Origin of the sequence: Bacillus sp. jun7 (assembly GCF_051034795.1) — a bacterium.
In the GTDB taxonomy this organism is placed as follows: domain Bacteria; phylum Bacillota; class Bacilli; order Bacillales; family Bacillaceae; genus Bacillus; species Bacillus velezensis.
The window spans coordinates 3,835,141-3,852,347 of sequence record NZ_CP093219.1; the positions used below are offsets into that span (position 1 = coordinate 3,835,141).

Here is a 17,207-nt window from a genome sequence, read left to right on the forward strand (position 1 = left end):
TGCAGGCTGAGCCTTTTACATGTCAGGCAACTTCTATTTACATGTTATATTGTAACAGTGTATTTGCCGAACTGACAAGAAATTAACGTTTAATTGCGGTAGACGGGGAATTTATAAGCGGTGCCTGCCTGAATGGCGTTTGCTTTTACATTCGGATTCAGCGCCTCAAAATCTTGTGCAATATCATCTGGCGCTTTATGTGCGCCGACTATCGACATCACCGTATCGCCTTTTTTGACCGTAACCGTTCTGTATGAAGCTTCCTGTTGGGCTGGCTGTGCCGCCGCTGCGTATGCTGGAAGGTCTTGAGAAGGGATCGTGCCGATTTTAAGATCGTAAAAGATAATGAATATCACAAATAAACTGCCGAATACAAAAGTAAGCCGCTTCATTCCAACCGCCTCCCGCATACATTTTTACTTCATTGTATGCTTGTCCCGTTTTGTTCATGACAAAAAAGAAGACCGCCGGGGGCAGTCTTTGTTACACAGCTGTTTTACTTCGCGGTATCTCTTTTAAGACGAGGAAAAGGATGATAAAGTTTACAAACCAATTCACTAAAAATTCACTCGGCACCGTAATAACAAGCGCGCGCATGATCGTAAAGAATATGGTCGAAAGTGTAATGGAATAAGCCGAAAGCTTCCAGAGCTGCTGGTAATTCAATGTCTTTCTTTGCGCATTTTTCAATATCAGGCCGATGACGGCGAGAAATGATACTTCAATGAATTTGCCGGCCGCTGTCATGATGAACAGCAAAACGGACAGGACGGTGACGATCATTGTTTTATTTTGGTTTAATGCTGATATGATTTCTTTTTTTGTGATATCGGCAGGCATCAGCGAATAATTCATTTCTGTCGCCTGTCCGTCTACAGCAAGCACCATTTTATTTTTCAAAATGCCGATCGCATTTTGTTTCGCCGCTATTTGTTTAGCGCCGTAAGCATCTGTGGGATCAAACACGATGACGAACCCGTTCGCTTCCGTTTCCTTAGAGGCGGATGCTTTCGTCTGCAATTCTCCGTTTGAAATGCTGAAATCAGGGAAATCTTTCTTTAACACGGTTTTGAAACCGTTCATTGAGTTTACGGTGCCGGAGCAAAGGTAATAAGCGCTTGGCAGCGTAAAAAGGACAGACAGCAAAAATACATAAAGGATCGCTTTTCCTATCCCCTGAAACCGTGTTTTTGCAATATCTGCCGGAGAGTATGTACTTTTCAATAAAGCCGTAAATATGTTCAACATCTTCACTTCCTAGCCTAAACTGGTATATGTTGCTTATTGTATCGTTCACAGGGGATGAACACAAGTGAGAGTATTTAAAGCGGTGATAAGGAATCATACATAATAAGATAAAGCGGGAAGCGGTGATCGCCCGCAAAACAAAGGAGGGTGTTTTTGTCATGAGTGTTTTGTATTGGCTGATTATCATTGCGGTCTTCGTCATTGCTTTTATCGGGCTTGTATATCCGGTGATTCCAAGCGTTATTTTTATTGTGGCCGGTTTTCTTCTCTACGGATTTTTGTTTTCCTTCAGTCCTTATTCTTACCTGTTTTGGCTCATTGAGGCGGTATTTGCGGCCGTTTTATTTGCAGCTGATTATGTGTCAAATTTACTTGGCGTTAAAAGGTACGGAGGAAGCAGGGCGGCAATCTGGGGAAGCACGATCGGATTGTTGATAGGGCCCTTCGTTATTCCCGTGGCAGGCATTATAATAGGCCCGTTTATCGGTGCTGTCTGCGCTGAGGTGTTTGTTCATCAAAAGGATATCAAGTCCGCGGCAAAAGTGGGGCTCGGCTCGTTAATCGGCTTTTTAACAAGCGTGGCGGCAAAAGGCGTCATTCAGCTCTTTATGATCGGATATTTCTTATGGACGGTGCTTTAGAAAGGTTTAATTTCGGCAGTGAACGGATAAAGTGTAATATGTCTGCTGGAATCGCCGGATTGTGAGCTTTTTCATTGATTACCATGCTTTCTTTTGTTACATTGAGATTAGAAAAGTTCGCGTTAAGCGGCATTTCAGTACATATATTTAAAGGAGGAAAAAAATTATGGCTTACAAACTTCCAGAATTGCCTTACGCTTATGATGCTTTAGAACCTCATATCGATAAGGAAACGATGACGATTCATCATACGAAGCACCATAACACATACGTGACAAACCTCAACAAAGCGATCGAAGGATCAGCGCTTGCAGAGAAATCTGTAGATGAGCTTGTTGCTGATTTGAACGCAGTGCCGGAGGACATCCGCACAGCTGTCCGCAACAATGGCGGCGGACATGCCAACCACTCTTTATTCTGGACTCTTTTATCTCCGAACGGCGGAGGCGAACCGACTGGTGAGCTTGCTGAAGAGATCAAAAGCACGTTCGGAAGCTTCGATCAATTTAAAGAAAAATTCGCCGCCGCAGCTGCCGGCCGTTTCGGTTCAGGCTGGGCTTGGCTTGTTGTAAACAACGGCAAACTTGAAATTACAAGCACGCCAAACCAAGATTCACCGCTTTCAGAGGGTAAAACGCCTGTCCTCGGTCTTGATGTTTGGGAGCATGCGTACTACCTGAACTACCAAAACCGCCGTCCTGATTACATTTCAGCTTTCTGGAATGTTGTGAACTGGGATGAAGTTGCCCGTCTTTACAGCGAAGCAAAATAAATAGTTCGATCAAACAAGGTCTCCCGCGGGAGGCCTTGTTTTTTTATTGACTTTGAATCCTTTTACATATCTCAGTTTGAGTGAGACAAACTAATGTGTAGTAAAGGGGAGTCAATGATGAGCAAAATAAAAAAAATTATCGGCGACATCGAAATAAATAAAGGGCTGCTGCTGTTATTGACGATTGGCGGCCTTTACTCATTGGGCATCGCGCTGTCAAATACATTTGTCAACGTGTATTTGTGGAAGCAGTCGGGAAAATTTATTGATTTGGCCATATACAATTTGTCGGTCGTAACGATGCAGCCGGTTACCTTTCTGCTGGCCGGCCGGCTGGCTAAAAAAATTGACAGGGTGTTTATTCTCAGGTTCGGCGTTATCTTTTTGGCTGCTTTTTATTTAAGTGTGCTGCTTGCCGGAGAAACTGCGGCTTCCCGTCTCGTTTTGATAGGGGCCGTGCTCGGAGTTGGATACGGCTTTTACTGGCTGGCTTTTAATGTGCTGACGTTCGAAATCACGGAACCGGAAACGAGAGATTTTTTTAACGGGTTTTTAGGCATTTTGTCTTCATCGGCGGGCATGATCGGTCCGATTGTAGCCGGATATGTCATTTCAAGACTTGAAAACAATACGGGTTATACAATCATTTTCAGCTTGTCGCTCGGCTTATTTGCCCTTGCCGTGGTCATGAGCTTTTTTCTGAAGCGGAGGGAGTCGAAAGGCCGGTTTATGCTGAAAAAAGTTTTTGATGAGCGCCATACGAATCTGAATTGGCGCCGGATTACCAACGCGCACTTTTTTCAAGGCTTGAGAGAAGGGATTTTTGTTTTTTTAATCAGCGTATTTGTATTCATTGCGACAAACAGTGAGCTGGCGCTCGGAACATTCGGTCTCGTCAATTCCGCGGTTTCTTTTTTTGCCTATTATTTTGCATCAAGGCTCATCAAAAAAAGAGCGCGGAAAAAGGCGATTCTTATCGGCGGATTGATCTTGTACGGCGCCCTGTTTCTCATCATTTTTAAAATGAGCTTCACGACGCTCCTTTTGTACGGAGTGTTTATTGCGATCGGCTATCCAGTTCTGCTCGTGCCGTATGTCTCGCTTACATATGATGTGATAGGCCGGGCGCGTCTTGCCAGAAAAGCCAGAATTGAATACATTGTGCTCAGGGAGTTATTTTTAAATGCGGGCCGGATCGTTTCCATCCTTTGTTTCCTTGTAATCGTTACATTATTCAAGGAAAAAGTGGGAATACCGGCGGCGCTCGTGCTGCTCGGAGCCGGCCATCCGCTGATTTATTACTTTATAAAAGACATCAGACTGGATACGGAAACTTCTGATGAAACAGTAGAAGAAGACCGACAAAAACAGGCGGCGGAACCGAATTTTATAAAAGGAGAAAGATAAAAGGGTTATCTGTAGAAAAATATCGAAAAAACCTTTAGAATGAAAAATGGCACCTGAACAGAAGGTGTCATTTCTTTCTGTAAATAAGAAAAGGTGATGTCATGAGGAGAAATAAAAAGAAAATAGCTGTAAACAAAGAAAAGAAAAAATCACTGCCGATCCGGCTTAATTTTTTGTTTTTGGCCGCGTTTCTTATTTTTACTTGGATTATCGTCGAGCTTGGCATCAAGCAGATCGTTCAGGGTGATGATTATAAAAACGCCGCTAATAAGCAGGAGGAGTCTGATGTCAGCACGGCGGTTCCGAGAGGGAAAATATACGACCGGAACCTAAATCCCATCGTAACGAATAAAGCATTAAATGCGATTACATATACACGTTCAGCCTCAACCACCCAGGCGCAGCGTTTAAAAATCGCAAAAAAACTGTCGGGTATGATTAAGGTAAGCACCAAAAAGGTGACTGAGCGGGATAAAAAAGACTATTGGATGTTAACGAGGCCTGATGAAGCGAAAAAACTGATTACGGCCGAAGAAAAGCAAAAAGCTGAAGACAAAAAACTGTCTGAAGATGATTTATATCAGCTTCAGCTGAAACGTATCACAGACAAACAGCTGAATGAGCTCACTTCAAAAGATATGCAGATCCTTGCAATCAAAAGGCAGATGGATTCAGGCTACTCACTGACGCCTCAATACATCAAAAATGAAGGGGTGTCGGCAAAAGAAATGGCCGTCGTCAGCGAACATTTAGATGAACTGCCGGGAGTTGACGTGACGTCTGACTGGGAACGGTCTTATCCAAATAAAGGGTTGTTAAAATCAGTTCTCGGCAGTGTCTCGAGCTCCAATGAAGGACTCCCTTCAAATCTTCTTGAGCATTATTTGTCACTCGGCTACAGCAGGAATGACAGAGTAGGAAAAAGTTATTTAGAGTATCAATATGAAAATCTGCTGCAGGGCCAAAAAGAGAAAGTGAGAAATGTGACAGATTCCTCTGGAAACGTAACAGATACAGAAACGGTTTCAAAAGGTAAAGCCGGGGATGATTTAGTACTCACTATAGATACCGAATTGCAAAAAGACGTTGAAAAAATTATTGAGAAAAATTTAAGGGCTGCAAAGGCAAGACCGAGTACACAGTTGCTTGACAGAGCATTTGTTGTAATGATGGATCCCCGTAATGGAGAAGTGCTTACAATGGCGGGTAAACAGATTAAACAAGCAGGCGGCAAATATAAAATTGATGATTATGCACTAGGAACAATGACTTCCTCTTATAACATGGGCTCAGCTGTAAAAGGGGCAACATTGTTAACAGGTTATCAAACAGGAGCTATTAAAATCGGAAATATATTTACGGATGAAGTTTTAAATATTAAAGGCTCTCCTCCTAAAAAATCGGTAAGTGTAATGGGGCCGATAAATGATTTAACTGCACTTGAGCGTTCATCTAACGTTTATATGTTCAAAACTGCGATTGCAATTGGTAAGGGTAAATATATATCAGGACATTCACTTCCGCTTGATTACAGCGCATTTGATAAATTTCGTTATTACTTCAGTGAATTCGGTTTAGGGGTAAAAACAGGAATTGATCTGCCTAACGAAGCTACAGGATATGTGGGAACAAAAAGACAGTCAGGTTTCTTGCTTGATTTTGCGATCGGCCAATATGACACATACACTCCGCTTCAAATGGCTCAGTATGTATCGACCATTGCTAATGGCGGCTATCGTATGAAGCCCCAAGTCGTGAAAGAAGTAAGAAAACCTTCAAAAAAAGGTATCGGGGCCGTCGTTGAATCTGTTAATCCGGAAGTGATGAACCGTCTTGATATGACTGAAAGTGAAATTAAACGTGTTCAACAAGGTTTTAAACTTGTTATGAATGGAGCTCAAGGGACTGCGAGAGCAAATTTTGCTAATAAAAGTTATCACCCTGCCGGTAAAACTGGAACAGCACAAGCTTTCTATGATGGACCTATAAAATCAAGAACTGGTGCTTCTACTTATAACACAACTTTGGTGGCTTATGCTCCTGCAGATCATCCTGAAGTTGCTATTTCGGTAGTGGTTCCATGGGCTTATGAAAATTACAATGACAGGTATTCAATAACTAATGACATCGGGGAAGCAGCTCTGGACAAATACTTTGAGCTGAAAAAGAAACAAGAAGATAATAATACGAAGCAGAAAAACGAAGATAAAATTCAGGAAGACGCTGAAAACGGCAATACAAGCAACTAACAGAAAAACGCTCACAACCTGTGAGCGTTTTTTTTATACAAAAAAACATCCGGATTTACAAAACCTTAACACTTGATTTATACGCATTTTACAAGAACCCTTTACTCTATACGTGTAGGACAAATTACACATTAAATGCAGGGGGAATTCAGGAAATGAAAAAAAACAAATGGATGCTTATGCTTCTGATGGCTGCTGTTATGATTGTTGCTGCAGCATGCGGAAATGCAAAGGAAAGCGGCAAGACAGACAGTCAATCTGCAAGTGAGGATAAAAAAGCATCAGGTTCTTTAACCATTTCTGGTTCATCAGCCATGCAGCCGTTAGTACTGGCAGCGGCGGAAAAGTTTATGGAAAAACATCCGGATGCTGATGTGCAGGTGCAAGCGGGAGGTTCAGGAACAGGACTTTCGCAAGTGTCTGAAGGGGCAGTGCAAATCGGCAACTCAGATGTCTTTGCTGAAGAAAAAGAAGGCATTGATGCGAAAGCCCTAAAAGACCACCGAGTAGCGGTAGTGGCGATGGCGGCTGCGGTCAACCCCGGTGCGGGCGTAAAGGATATAACCAAAAAACAGCTGACAGACGTCTTTACAGGAAAAATTAAAAACTGGAAAGAGCTTGGCGGTAAAGATCAAAAAATTACACTCGTGAACCGTCCTGATTCATCTGGAACACGCGCTACGTTCGTCAAATATGCTCTTGACGGAGCAGAGCCTGCAGAGGGCATTACAGAGGATTCCTCCAATACAGTCAAAAAAATCATTGCGGAAACGCCGGGAGCAATCGGTTATCTGGCATTCTCTTATATAAACGATGACAAAGTAACGCCTTTATCGATCGGAGGCATCAAACCGGAAGAGAAAAACGTCGTCACAGGCGAGTATCCGATTTGGGCTTACGAGCACTCTTATACGAAAGATGAAGCGTCAGGCCTTACAAAAACGTTTCTTGACTATATGAACAGCGATGAAGTACAGAAAAGTATCGTAAAAGATCAGGGCTACATTCCGATCTCTGATATGAAAGTCACACGTGACGCAAACGGCAAGCAAAGCTGAGGGGAGGGCGGGCTCCCCGCCTCTTCTTCTTTATAGGAGTGTAAACAAATGATAAATCACAGAGAAAAAGAGTCTGTAAGCGAACGCTTAATAAGCTCAAAACAAAACAGGCAATTGGATGAAGTCCGCGGAAGGGTGATTGTGTCTGTGTGTGCCGCGATTATCATTGCGGCATCAGCGGCGATCACAATTTTTCTCGGCATAAAGGGGCTGCAATCTTTTTTTGTAAATGGTGTAAGCCCGATTGAGTTCTTAACAAGTCTGAATTGGAATCCAACCCAGGCAAAACCTGAGTTCGGCGCGCTGCCTTTTATTTTCGGATCATTTGCGGTCACGGTTCTGTCCGCTCTGATCGCAGCGCCCCTCGGTATTGCGGGTGCCGTGTTTATGACGGAAATTGCGCCGACTTGGGGAAAGAAGGTGCTGCAGCCGGTAATTGAGCTGCTTGTCGGCATTCCGTCCGTCGTTTATGGATTCATAGGTCTTACAGTATTGGTTCCGTTTATCGGCTCATTTAAATCAAGCGGAACGGGTCACAGCCTTCTGGCGGGGACGATCGTACTCTCGGTAATGATTCTGCCGACTGTTACATCGATTTCCGCTGATGCGCTTGCGTCACTTCCGAAACACCTTCGCGACGGTTCATATGCGCTTGGTGCGACGAGGTGGCAGACAATCAGAAAGGTGCTTATCCCGGCGGCGTTTCCGACATTGCTGACCGCTGTCGTGCTCGGGATGGCAAGAGCGTTCGGAGAAGCACTCGCCGTACAGATGGTTATCGGAAATACAAAGCTTCTGCCGGAAAGCCTGCTTGATACGGCGGGAACATTAACGACGATTATCACGTTAAACATGGGCCATACCACATACGGCAGTATTGAAAATAATACGTTATGGTCTATGGGGCTTGTTCTTCTCATCATGTCGTTTCTGTTTATATTGCTCATACGCTACTTGTCATCTAGGAGGAAAGTGTAATGAACCGGAAAATAACGGATAAATTGGCCACCGGTGTATTCGGGTTATGCGCCGCTGTAATCGCGGCGATTTTGGCAGGATTGTTTTTGTACATTCTTATTCACGGCGTCTCTGAAATCTCCTTGCATTTTCTTACGTCAAAATCGAGCGCCATTGCCTCAGGCGGCGGAATACGGGATCAGCTTTTTAACTCCTTTTACATTCTGTTTATCACCATGCTGATCACGATACCGCTTGGTGTGGGGGGCGGCGTCTTTATGGCTGAATATGCGCCCCGAAATAAAATCACCGATTTTATCAGAACGTGTATTGAGGTGCTGTCTTCGCTTCCGTCCATTGTTATCGGGATGTTCGGCATGCTGATGTTTGTAAACCTGACCGGATGGGGCTACACGATTATCGGGGGCGCGCTCGCATTAACGGTCTTTAACCTTCCCGTTATGGTCCGGGTGACAGAAGGCGCGCTCACTGCAGTCCCTAAGGAGCTGAAAGAAGCTTCTCTCGCTTTAGGCGTATCGAGATGGCATACCGTCAAAACGGTGCTGATTCCGAGTGCGATTCCTTCAATTTTAACCGGAGCCATTCTGGCATCAGGAAGAGTATTCGGAGAAGCGGCCGCATTGTTATTTACAGCTGGGCTGACAACGCCGCGGCTGAACTTTACGGATTTGAACCCGTTTTCTGAATCATCTCCTTTCAACATTTTCAGGCCGGCTGAGACGCTGGCGGTTCATATATGGAGTGTCAATACGCAGGGAATTATCCCTGACGCCGAAGCGATTGCAAACGGCGGCTCGGCGGTGCTGGTGATTTCGGTTCTCTTGTTTAACCTTTCTGCGAGATGGCTCGGGTCTGTCATTTATAAAAAGCTTACGGCAAATTAATCGGAAAGAGGCGAAAACATGATTGATCACATCATCAGGGAACAAGCGGAACAGACAAAGCGTTCGCCGGAGTCTTCGATTTTGGAAGTGAAGCATTTATCAATTTATTACGGTGACAAACAAGCGGTAAAAGATGTAAACATGAATATTGAAAAACATGCGGTGACGGCTCTGATCGGTCCGTCAGGCTGCGGGAAATCAACATTTTTGAGACAGATTAACAGAATGAACGATGCCATTGCTTCGGCAAGAAGCGAGGGAGAGATCCTTTATGAAGGGCTGAATATTTTGGGTGAAGCGATTAATGTCGTGTCTCTCAGACGGGAGATCGGTATGGTGTTTCAAAAACCGAATCCGTTCCCGAAATCCATTTACAATAACATCACACATGCGCTGAAGTATGCAGGGGAACGCAGGAAAGCCGTTTTGGATGATGCGGTCGAGGAAAGCTTAACGAAGGCGGCGCTTTGGGATGAAGTCAAAGACCGGCTTCATTCATCGGCTCTGTCGTTATCAGGCGGCCAGCAGCAGCGCCTTTGTATCGCCCGTACGCTTGCGATGAAACCTGCCGTGCTTCTTTTAGATGAACCGGCATCCGCTCTGGACCCTATTTCAAACGCCAGAATCGAGACGCTTTTGACAGAACTGAAAAAAGATTATTCGATTATTATCGTTACGCATAACATGCAGCAGGCGCTGAGGGTGTCTGACCGAACGGCTTTCTTTTTAAACGGGGAAGTGGTGGAATACGGGCAGACAGAACAAATTTTTACGAGTCCTAAAGCGCAAAAGACAGATGACTACATTAACGGAAAGTTCGGATAGGGGGAAGGACTGTGAGTCTTGTGAAGGAAGCGGTGCACACACAGAATTTATTTGATATTCACGGCATGAACGTATGGTACGGAGCCCATCAGGCTTTAAAAGACATTACGATCGGTTTTGAGGAGCGGAAGGTAACTGCGATCATCGGTCCGTCCGGCTGCGGGAAATCCACTTTTATTAAAACATTAAATTTAATGCTGCAAATGGATCCGAATGTCAAAGTGACAGGCGACATGATCTATAACGGGCGCAATCTGCTGAAGGAAAAGACGGATGCGGCAGAATTAAGAAAACAGATCGGTATGGTGTTTCAAAAAGGCAATCCGTTTCCCCAGTCAATATTTGAGAATGTCGTGTACGGTCCGAGAATTCACGGCGAAAAAAATAAAAAGAAACTGCTTGAAATCGCTGAGGAATCTTTAAAAGCAGCTGCGCTCTGGGATGAAGTGAAGGATCGCCTTCACCAGCAGGCGCTTTCACTGTCAGGCGGTCAGCAGCAGCGCCTGTGCATCGCAAGGGCGCTCGCCACCAAACCGGACGTCCTTCTGATGGATGAACCGACGTCCGCTCTTGATCCCGTGTCCACGCGGAAAATAGAAGAGCTGATTTTGATATTGAAAGAAAAGTATACAATCGTCATTGTGACTCATAACATGCAGCAGGCTGCGAGGGTCTCTGATCAAACCGCGTTTTTCTATATGGGCGAACTGGTGGAGTGGGGCGATACAGGAAAAATATTTTGTCAGCCGGATCATCAAAAAACACATGATTATATCACCGGAAAATTCGGATAAAAAAACGGGCCCGGCCATTGACCGGGTCCTTTTTATATGCCTATTAAAAAAGCCTGCCGGCCGTATCCATCTGAATGGACGATGCCTGCAAGCTTTTTTAGCGGGTTAATGTTTTGACGATTTTTTTAAAGCTCATATCTGAGTCGACTTTGAAATGGCCGGCGCGGATTTCTTTGTGGTAGCCTGCGTCAATGACGTAATCATTGAAGTCTTTCGCTGAAGGAATAATCCCTTCTTTTTCAAGAATGGATGACACATCAGCAGTGCTCATTCCGTCTTTAATCGTCAGTTTGTATGTTACTTTTTTCTTTTTAGCGTCTGTGTTTTGGTCGTTGTTTAATGATTTTTCTTTAGAATCAAGCAGTTTTTGATAGTCATCCCGGTTGACGGAGACTTTGTGCTGATCGTCGAGGTAGCTGTTTACTTCTTTTTCTGTCAATGCTGTTTTTTCAGTTTTAACGGCGGCTGCCTGGTCATGGTCAGTCAAATAGAAGACAGCGGCGAGAACGGCCGTCGCTAAAATCATGCCTGCTGCAAAAGCCTGAATGCCCCGTTTTGTCATACGAGCACCTTCTCATTATCTTTAATAATGGTATTGACGTCCTCGACAGACACGTGCTCCGCTTTTGCGATGGCTTCCGCAGACATTCCGTTGTTATATTTTGAAATGATTTGTTTGGCGATTTTTTGGTTAATGCCGCTGCTTTTGGCTTTGCGGATCACGAGGTTGGTTTCCAGCAATTCTTCTTCAAGCACCGTCATTTTCTTTTTCAACTTGTAAATTTCCTGCATGGCGGAAAGCTGAAGCGTTTCTAGCTCCTGTTCCACGTCTTTCATCGGATCTCTTTGAGAATATGAGAATGCAATAAGCGCTATACTGACGATAAACAACGCAATAATAGCAATTTCCACGTTTCATCACCTTCTATTATTAATTTGCCCTTCTTTTTTATACCATAAAACGCCGCCATTCTAAAGGAAATAGAGAAAAAAACGGAATTTTGTCGGAAAATCTTTTTTACTCGGGGAGCAAACGGTTATTTCTCTATAGATTTCGTATCGGAAAGCCCTTTTTTGTCCTGTTTCGTCATATTTTGCCTTCTTCTGACGCAAGCTCATTCAGAGGATCAGAAGCGTAAACTGATGTTTTCTGCACTTAAACAACATTTCATGTAAATCAGCTCTAGCATTCCGTCCATTATAGTGGTATTATATATAAGTCTGAATAAGTAAATGATATTTAGTTTGGAGGGAAAATAATGCGCGTTAATATTACTTTGGCTTGCACTGAATGTGGTGAGCGTAACTATATTTCTAAAAAGAACAAACGCAACAATCCGGACCGCGTTGAATTTAAAAAATATTGCCCACGTGATAAAAAATCTACGTTACACCGTGAAACAAAATAAGCTGTTTAACACAGCGGAAAAAGCTGGAGCTTTCAATAAAGTTCTGGCTTTTTTGTCTTTCAGGGAGGTTTGAGAAACGTGAAAGCACAAATCAGAACCGATATAAAAGCAAAGCTTTCTGACATGACAGAAAGTGAATGGGAGAAAAAATGCCGAAGCATGCGTGAAACGCTGTTTTCTTTAAAAGAATGGAAACAGGCCCGCGTGATCGCCGTTACCATCTCGACACGCCTGGAAATTCCGACACGGCCGATTATTGAACAGGCCTGGAAAGAGAAAAAACAAGTCTGTATCCCAAAATGCTTTCCGCAGACGGGAGCAATGGAGTTCCGTACATTTTCTGCGTATGATCAGCTGGAAACCGTATATGCGGGCCTCAGTGAACCGATCGAGAGTCTGACGGAAAAAGCCGCCCAAAATGACATTGACCTTGTGATTGTGCCCGGCGTGGCTTTTGACCGGGAAGGCTTCAGAATCGGATACGGCGGAGGATATTATGATCGGTACCTGTCCGGTTATAAAGGCCGTACCGTGTCGCTTCTCTTTGACTGCCAGCTGACAGACCGCATTCCCCGCATGCCCCACGATATTCCGGTCGATATGATCGTGACTGAATCTGAAACCATCGCTTAATCGCATAAAAAACTTCTTGCACCGGAATAATTCTCGCTGTTTGACAAACGATAGGGGCAGGAGGGATAAGATGAAAAAATTGTTGATCTACTCATTATGCGCCGTATCTGTTTTAGCCGTTTACCAAAACCGCTACCGTCTGATGAACAGCGTGCTCAGCCAGCCGGGGATCAGACGGACATTCATTCATTTCTTTTTAAAAATACCGTTTATCAGAAACAAATTCATTCAGCAGGCATTTTAAACAAATCCCGTTTTTTCAGCGGGATTTTTTGCATAAGAAAACCTGCCGGTAAAAAACGGCAGGTTTTCTCGTATTGTCAGCTTTTTTTCAGGAAACCGAGCAGAATTGAGATCATAGGAGAAATGTACAGGAAAAAGGTAAACGGCAGGTAGTCGATGACGGAAACCCCTAATGCGCTTGCCATAAAAGCGCCGCTTACTCCCCAGGGAATCAGCGGGTTGATCAATGTTCCGCCGTCCTCAAGCGACCGCGCAAGGTGAATCCGCTTAATACTGAGCTTGTCATATAAAGGTTTATAAGATTGACCCGGAATTAAGATCGACAAATACTGTTCACCTGTCGCAAGGTTTACGCCTATACTTGAGAAGACGGTCGCCATGACAAGACGTCCTTTCGTATGCACGCCTTTTATCAATCCTTGAAGCAGCGCCGCGATCAGGCCCGTTTTTTCCATCAGGCCGCCGAGCGCAAAGGCGATCATGATCAGAGAGACTGATCCCATCATCGATTGGAGCCCGCCTCTGTTGATAATGCTGGCCACAGCCTGGTCGCCGGTTTTAAACGCCGTCCCGCTTTGCAGGGCGGATATAAATCCTTGAATGCTGCTGTCAGGAATAAAAACAGCAGTCAGAAGCCCTGCGGAAATAATACCGGCGGTAAGCACCGGAATCACGGAAACCCGTCTCACAGCTAAAATGATCACCAACAGAGGTGAAAGAAGCGACCAAGGCGTAACGTGCACGGCCTCTTTTATTCCGGAAATGACCGCCTCAATATTTTGCGTTGAAGCGGCATTTATTGAAACAGATGAACCGAGAATATAAAAAAGAACGATCGTGATCAGCAGTGCCGGAACGGTAGTGCCCATCATATGGCGAATATGCTTAAAAATCGGAATTTCGCCGATTCCGGCGGCAAAATTCGTCGTGTCGGACATCGGTGACATTTTATCACCGAAACAAGCTCCGCAAATGACTGCTCCCGCCGTCCATTCGAGCGGAACTCCCGCCGCGCTTGCTACCCCTAACAGCGCGACGCCGATTGTACTGACAGTTGTCAGACTTGAGCCGACAAGCGTGCTGATAATCATGCAGGAAAATAATGCGGTCAAAAGCAGCTGACTCGGCTGTATAATTGACAGAGCGTAAACGGTGACGGTGGGAATGGCGCCGCTGTACATCCAGGCGCCGATCAGCACACCGATCAAAGCCAGCACGATAATCGGCTGCACACCGTTTTTCAATCCGCTGACAATTCCTTTTTCAAGACTGTCCCACGAGAAACCGAGCCATAAACCTGCCAGAGACAGAATAATGACGCAAAAGAACAGCGGCATATGCGGCTCTGTATGAAAGAAAAACAGGCAGGAAATGATGACTGCTAACATCAAGACAAATAAACTGATGGCTGAGATGAACGTCAGCCTTTTTTCTTGTTTCAAAACAACACCCCATCAAACTTTAATCCTTTTGTGCTTTTGGGCACGAAAGTATTGTAACAGAAAAACGCATAAATGAGTGTTTTTTTACAATTGTGAATATACAATTTATGAAAATAATACAAGGATATTTTCTCCAATCGTTTTTTGCTTGACGCCCGGATCAGAGATGAAATACGCTTATACTAAGAAGAATAGAAATGGTGAAGAAGATGAATTCATTTTATGACGTGCAGCAGCTGTTTAAGTCATTCGGACATATCGTTTATTTCGGTGACAGACAAGCCGAAATTGACTTTATGAAAGATGAATTAAAGGAAATGTACTTGTCAAACGTGATTGAAAGAGAATTATGGCAAAAAGCCGCCGGAGTTCTTCAGAGAGAATCGGAGCGGATCAAAGGCAGATAACACAGCAGGATTTTAAATAAGAAAAGGAGATTATTATGGAAGATACATGGTTTGCGGGGATTGATCTTGGCGGAACAACCATCAAGCTGGCCTTTATCAACATGTACGGTGAAATTCAGCATAAATGGGAAGTTCCGACCGATAAATCAGGAAACACAATTACGGTCACGATCGCCAAAGCGCTTGATCAGAAGCTGGAAGAACTGAACAAGCCGAAACGGATCGTAAAATGGATCGGAATGGGAGCGCCCGGACCCGTGGAAATGGCGACGGGAATGGTCTATGAGACGACAAATATGGGGTGGAAAAACTATCCGCTGAAAGACCATCTCGAGGCGGAAACGGGTATTCCGGCCGTCATTGAAAACGATGCCAATATCGCGGCGCTCGGAGAAATGTGGAAGGGTGCAGGTGACGGGGCCAAAGATGTCATTTTAGTGACGCTTGGAACCGGAGTCGGCGGAGGCATCATCGTCAACGGAGAAATCGTTCACGGTAAAAACGGGGCCGGCGGAGAAATCGGTCATATTTGCAGTATTCCGGAAGGAGGAGCTCCGTGCAATTGCGGAAAATCCGGCTGCATCGAAACGATTGCGTCCGCAACCGGCATCGTCCGCATCGCGAAAGAAAAGCTTGCAGCGGTTTCCGACTCTTCGCTCTTACAAGTGCGCGATCTGACGGCACGTGACGTGTTCGAAGCGGCTAAACAGCAGGATAAGACAGCGCTTGAAGTCGTTGATTACGTCGCAAAACATTTAGGCCTCGTGCTCGGAAATCTGGCAAGCGCCATGAATCCGACGAAAATCGTGCTCGGCGGAGGCGTGTCTAAAGCGGGTGAAATCCTGCGGTCAAAAGTGGAAGAGACCTTCAAAATCACCGCGTTCCCGCGTTCTGCGGAAGCGGCCGATATTTCGATTGCGGCACTTGGAAATGACGCCGGAGTCATCGGCGGGGCGTGGATTGCCAAAAATGAATGGCTCAAACATCAAAACTGCTGAAGAAAGTCTGCCTGCCCATATCGCGGGCAGCTTTCTTTTTTTATCTCCCCTGTCATATAGTTTTAAAAAAAGGGGGATGAACATGGCGGGAATTCGTGTCAAACCTGAATTGAAACAGCATATGAAAGATATTGCAAAGGTGCTTTCAATTGATGAAAAACTGTTGAAAGCCGCTGATAAAATGGCGGAAAGCGATGAATTATTTTGTCCCGGCTTTGCCGTGAGCGGGCAGTCAGAGGGTCCGCCGCTTGAGACGCTGAGCGGGCTTTCGCGATACATCCGGCACTGTGAAAGCGTTCTTTCCGCTGATCAATGGGTGAAGGAAGAAAAGGTGTACGGCTCCCAATCGGTTTATGAAGAAATTGAGAAAATAACGGATGTCTTTCCGTTTGTCACATGCCGTAAAATCGGCAGTTCCGTATTGGGAAAGCCGCTTTATGAGCTGAAAATAGGTGCGGATACGGCCGAAAGAAAAGTCCATGTAAACGCCTCATTTCATGCCAATGAATGGATCACCACCTCGGTCGCGCTTAAATGGTGTAAAGAATATTGCGCGGCATTATGCGAAAATAAAACCGTTTTCGGGCACTCTGCGCTTGATATATTCAGCCGGACATCATTGTCATTCGTTCCGCTCGTAAATCCCGACGGGGTTGATCTCGTACTTTACGGGTGTGGAGATTTATCAGAAAAAAATGAATTCCTCAACGAATTAAATGAGCACCGCCCGGATTTCCGCGAATGGAAGGCGAATATAAACGGTGTGGATTTAAATAAACATTTCCCATCCAATTGGGATATTGAGCAAAGGCGCAAACCGAAAGCCCCTTCATACCGTGATTTTCCGGGAACGGCGCCGCTCACTGAACCGGAGGCGCAGGCGATGCATCGGCTGATAACGGATCAGCCGCCTGACCGGCTGATCGCGCTTCATACGCAGGGAGAAGAGATTTATTGGGGATACGAAGGATGTGAACCGGAGCAATCATCTCAGATGATTCGGGAGTTTGAAGCGATAAGCGGAAACCGCTATCAAGGCGTTAAAACCATTGACAGCCATGCCGGTTTTAGGGATTGGTTTATACAGCAGTATGGAAAAGAGGGCTATACCATTGAGCTCGGGAAGGGAAAAAACCCTTTGCCTTTTCATCAGTTTGCTGATATTTATCAAGCGACGGAAGGTATTTTGTGGAGGTCGCTTGTTTTTTGAGACATCTGT

At 44.9% G+C, this 17,207-nt stretch carries 20 protein-coding genes; 15 read left to right on the forward strand and 5 right to left on the reverse strand.

Annotated features, from left to right (window positions below; translation table 11 throughout):
* Nucleotides 1–89 precede the first annotated feature (89 nt).
* Together MJQ52_RS19115 and MJQ52_RS19120 are read right to left on the reverse strand one after the other, a co-directional pair.
* Nucleotides 90–392, reverse strand: coding sequence for a LysM peptidoglycan-binding domain-containing protein (locus tag MJQ52_RS19115; protein ID WP_003153022.1), 303 nt, complete (start codon nucleotides 390–392; stop codon nucleotides 90–92).
* A gap of 91 nt (nucleotides 393–483) precedes the next feature.
* On the reverse strand, nucleotides 484–1,248 hold the full coding sequence (locus MJQ52_RS19120) for a DUF1189 domain-containing protein (RefSeq protein ID WP_060562627.1): 765 nt from the start codon (nucleotides 1,246–1,248) through the stop codon (nucleotides 484–486).
* Between the two features lie 158 nt (nucleotides 1,249–1,406).
* Here MJQ52_RS19120 and MJQ52_RS19125 point away from each other — a divergent pair, with 158 nt between their 5' ends.
* The 9 genes from MJQ52_RS19125 to pstB (MJQ52_RS19165) all read left to right on the forward strand — a co-directional run bounded on the left by MJQ52_RS19125 (nucleotide 1,407) and on the right by pstB (MJQ52_RS19165) (nucleotide 10,856).
* Nucleotides 1,407–1,889 (forward strand): DUF456 domain-containing protein, encoded by a 483-nt coding sequence (locus MJQ52_RS19125; protein ID WP_017418157.1) that lies wholly within the window; start codon nucleotides 1,407–1,409, stop codon nucleotides 1,887–1,889.
* Between the two features lie 166 nt (nucleotides 1,890–2,055).
* A complete protein-coding gene (gene sodA, locus MJQ52_RS19130; RefSeq protein ID WP_003153025.1) occupies nucleotides 2,056–2,661 on the forward strand; it encodes a superoxide dismutase SodA in 606 nt (201 codons plus the stop codon).
* A gap of 117 nt (nucleotides 2,662–2,778) precedes the next feature.
* Nucleotides 2,779–4,068 carry an MFS transporter gene (locus tag MJQ52_RS19135; RefSeq protein ID WP_014305429.1) on the forward strand — a complete coding sequence of 430 codons (1,290 nt, stop codon included), beginning with the start codon at nucleotides 2,779–2,781 and terminating at the stop codon, nucleotides 4,066–4,068.
* Between the two features lie 101 nt (nucleotides 4,069–4,169).
* Nucleotides 4,170–6,317, forward strand: coding sequence for a peptidoglycan D,D-transpeptidase FtsI family protein (locus tag MJQ52_RS19140; protein WP_094247728.1), 2,148 nt, complete (start codon nucleotides 4,170–4,172; stop codon nucleotides 6,315–6,317).
* A 155-nt stretch (nucleotides 6,318–6,472) separates the two neighbouring features.
* A complete protein-coding gene (locus tag MJQ52_RS19145; protein ID WP_094247729.1) occupies nucleotides 6,473–7,375 on the forward strand; it encodes a phosphate ABC transporter substrate-binding protein in 903 nt (300 codons plus the stop codon).
* Nucleotides 7,376–7,423: 48 nt separating this feature from the next.
* The gene (gene pstC / locus MJQ52_RS19150) at nucleotides 7,424–8,353 is read left to right on the forward strand and encodes a phosphate ABC transporter permease subunit PstC (RefSeq protein WP_007612605.1); all 930 of its coding nucleotides are present in this window, start codon (nucleotides 7,424–7,426) and stop codon (nucleotides 8,351–8,353) included.
* Nucleotides 8,353–9,237 carry a phosphate ABC transporter permease PstA gene (pstA, locus tag MJQ52_RS19155; RefSeq protein WP_094247730.1) on the forward strand — a complete coding sequence of 295 codons (885 nt, stop codon included), beginning with the start codon at nucleotides 8,353–8,355 and terminating at the stop codon, nucleotides 9,235–9,237. Before pstC ends, pstA begins: the two co-directional genes overlap by 1 nt.
* A gap of 18 nt (nucleotides 9,238–9,255) precedes the next feature.
* Nucleotides 9,256–10,062 carry a phosphate ABC transporter ATP-binding protein PstB gene (pstB, locus tag MJQ52_RS19160; RefSeq protein WP_070082116.1) on the forward strand — a complete coding sequence of 269 codons (807 nt, stop codon included), beginning with the start codon at nucleotides 9,256–9,258 and terminating at the stop codon, nucleotides 10,060–10,062.
* Between the two features lie 11 nt (nucleotides 10,063–10,073).
* The gene (gene pstB, locus MJQ52_RS19165; protein WP_094247731.1) at nucleotides 10,074–10,856 is read left to right on the forward strand and encodes a phosphate ABC transporter ATP-binding protein PstB; all 783 of its coding nucleotides are present in this window, start codon (nucleotides 10,074–10,076) and stop codon (nucleotides 10,854–10,856) included.
* A gap of 97 nt (nucleotides 10,857–10,953) precedes the next feature.
* Here the strand turns inward: pstB (MJQ52_RS19165) and MJQ52_RS19170 are convergent, their stop codons facing one another.
* Complete coding sequence (locus MJQ52_RS19170; RefSeq protein WP_003153042.1) at nucleotides 10,954–11,418, reverse strand: endolytic transglycosylase MltG; 465 nt, start codon at nucleotides 11,416–11,418, stop codon at nucleotides 10,954–10,956.
* Nucleotides 11,415–11,768 (reverse strand): hypothetical protein, encoded by a 354-nt coding sequence (locus MJQ52_RS19175; protein WP_003153047.1) that lies wholly within the window; start codon nucleotides 11,766–11,768, stop codon nucleotides 11,415–11,417. The genes MJQ52_RS19170 and MJQ52_RS19175 overlap by 4 nt, the downstream gene beginning before the upstream one ends.
* Nucleotides 11,769–12,115: 347 nt before the next feature.
* Between MJQ52_RS19175 and rpmG the strand changes: the two genes are divergently transcribed.
* The 3 genes from rpmG (at nucleotide 12,116) to MJQ52_RS19190 (ending at nucleotide 13,142) form a co-directional block, all read left to right on the forward strand.
* Nucleotides 12,116–12,265, forward strand: a complete 150-nt coding sequence (rpmG, locus tag MJQ52_RS19180) for a 50S ribosomal protein L33 (RefSeq protein WP_003153056.1) — start codon at nucleotides 12,116–12,118, stop codon at nucleotides 12,263–12,265.
* Nucleotides 12,266–12,343: 78 nt separating this feature from the next.
* Entirely contained in the window at nucleotides 12,344–12,898 is a 555-nt protein-coding gene (locus MJQ52_RS19185; protein ID WP_038459203.1) for a 5-formyltetrahydrofolate cyclo-ligase, read from the forward strand.
* Between the two features lie 70 nt (nucleotides 12,899–12,968).
* A complete protein-coding gene (locus MJQ52_RS19190) occupies nucleotides 12,969–13,142 on the forward strand; it encodes a hypothetical protein (protein ID WP_003153061.1) in 174 nt (57 codons plus the stop codon).
* A 76-nt stretch (nucleotides 13,143–13,218) separates the two neighbouring features.
* Here the strand turns inward: MJQ52_RS19190 and nhaC are convergent, their stop codons facing one another.
* Nucleotides 13,219–14,529, reverse strand: coding sequence for a Na+/H+ antiporter NhaC (gene nhaC, locus MJQ52_RS19195; protein WP_052018748.1), 1,311 nt, complete (start codon nucleotides 14,527–14,529; stop codon nucleotides 13,219–13,221).
* A gap of 251 nt (nucleotides 14,530–14,780) precedes the next feature.
* Between nhaC and MJQ52_RS19200 the strand changes: the two genes are divergently transcribed.
* The 3 genes from MJQ52_RS19200 (at nucleotide 14,781) to MJQ52_RS19210 (ending at nucleotide 17,198) form a co-directional block, all read left to right on the forward strand.
* Nucleotides 14,781–14,990 (forward strand): YqgQ family protein, encoded by a 210-nt coding sequence (locus MJQ52_RS19200; protein WP_007408313.1) that lies wholly within the window; start codon nucleotides 14,781–14,783, stop codon nucleotides 14,988–14,990.
* A gap of 35 nt (nucleotides 14,991–15,025) precedes the next feature.
* Nucleotides 15,026–15,988 carry a glucose kinase GlcK gene (glcK, locus tag MJQ52_RS19205; protein ID WP_017418148.1) on the forward strand — a complete coding sequence of 321 codons (963 nt, stop codon included), beginning with the start codon at nucleotides 15,026–15,028 and terminating at the stop codon, nucleotides 15,986–15,988.
* Nucleotides 15,989–16,070: 82 nt separating this feature from the next.
* Entirely contained in the window at nucleotides 16,071–17,198 is a 1,128-nt protein-coding gene (locus MJQ52_RS19210) for a M14 family metallopeptidase (protein ID WP_094247932.1), read from the forward strand.
* Nucleotides 17,199–17,207: the final 9 nt, after the last annotated feature.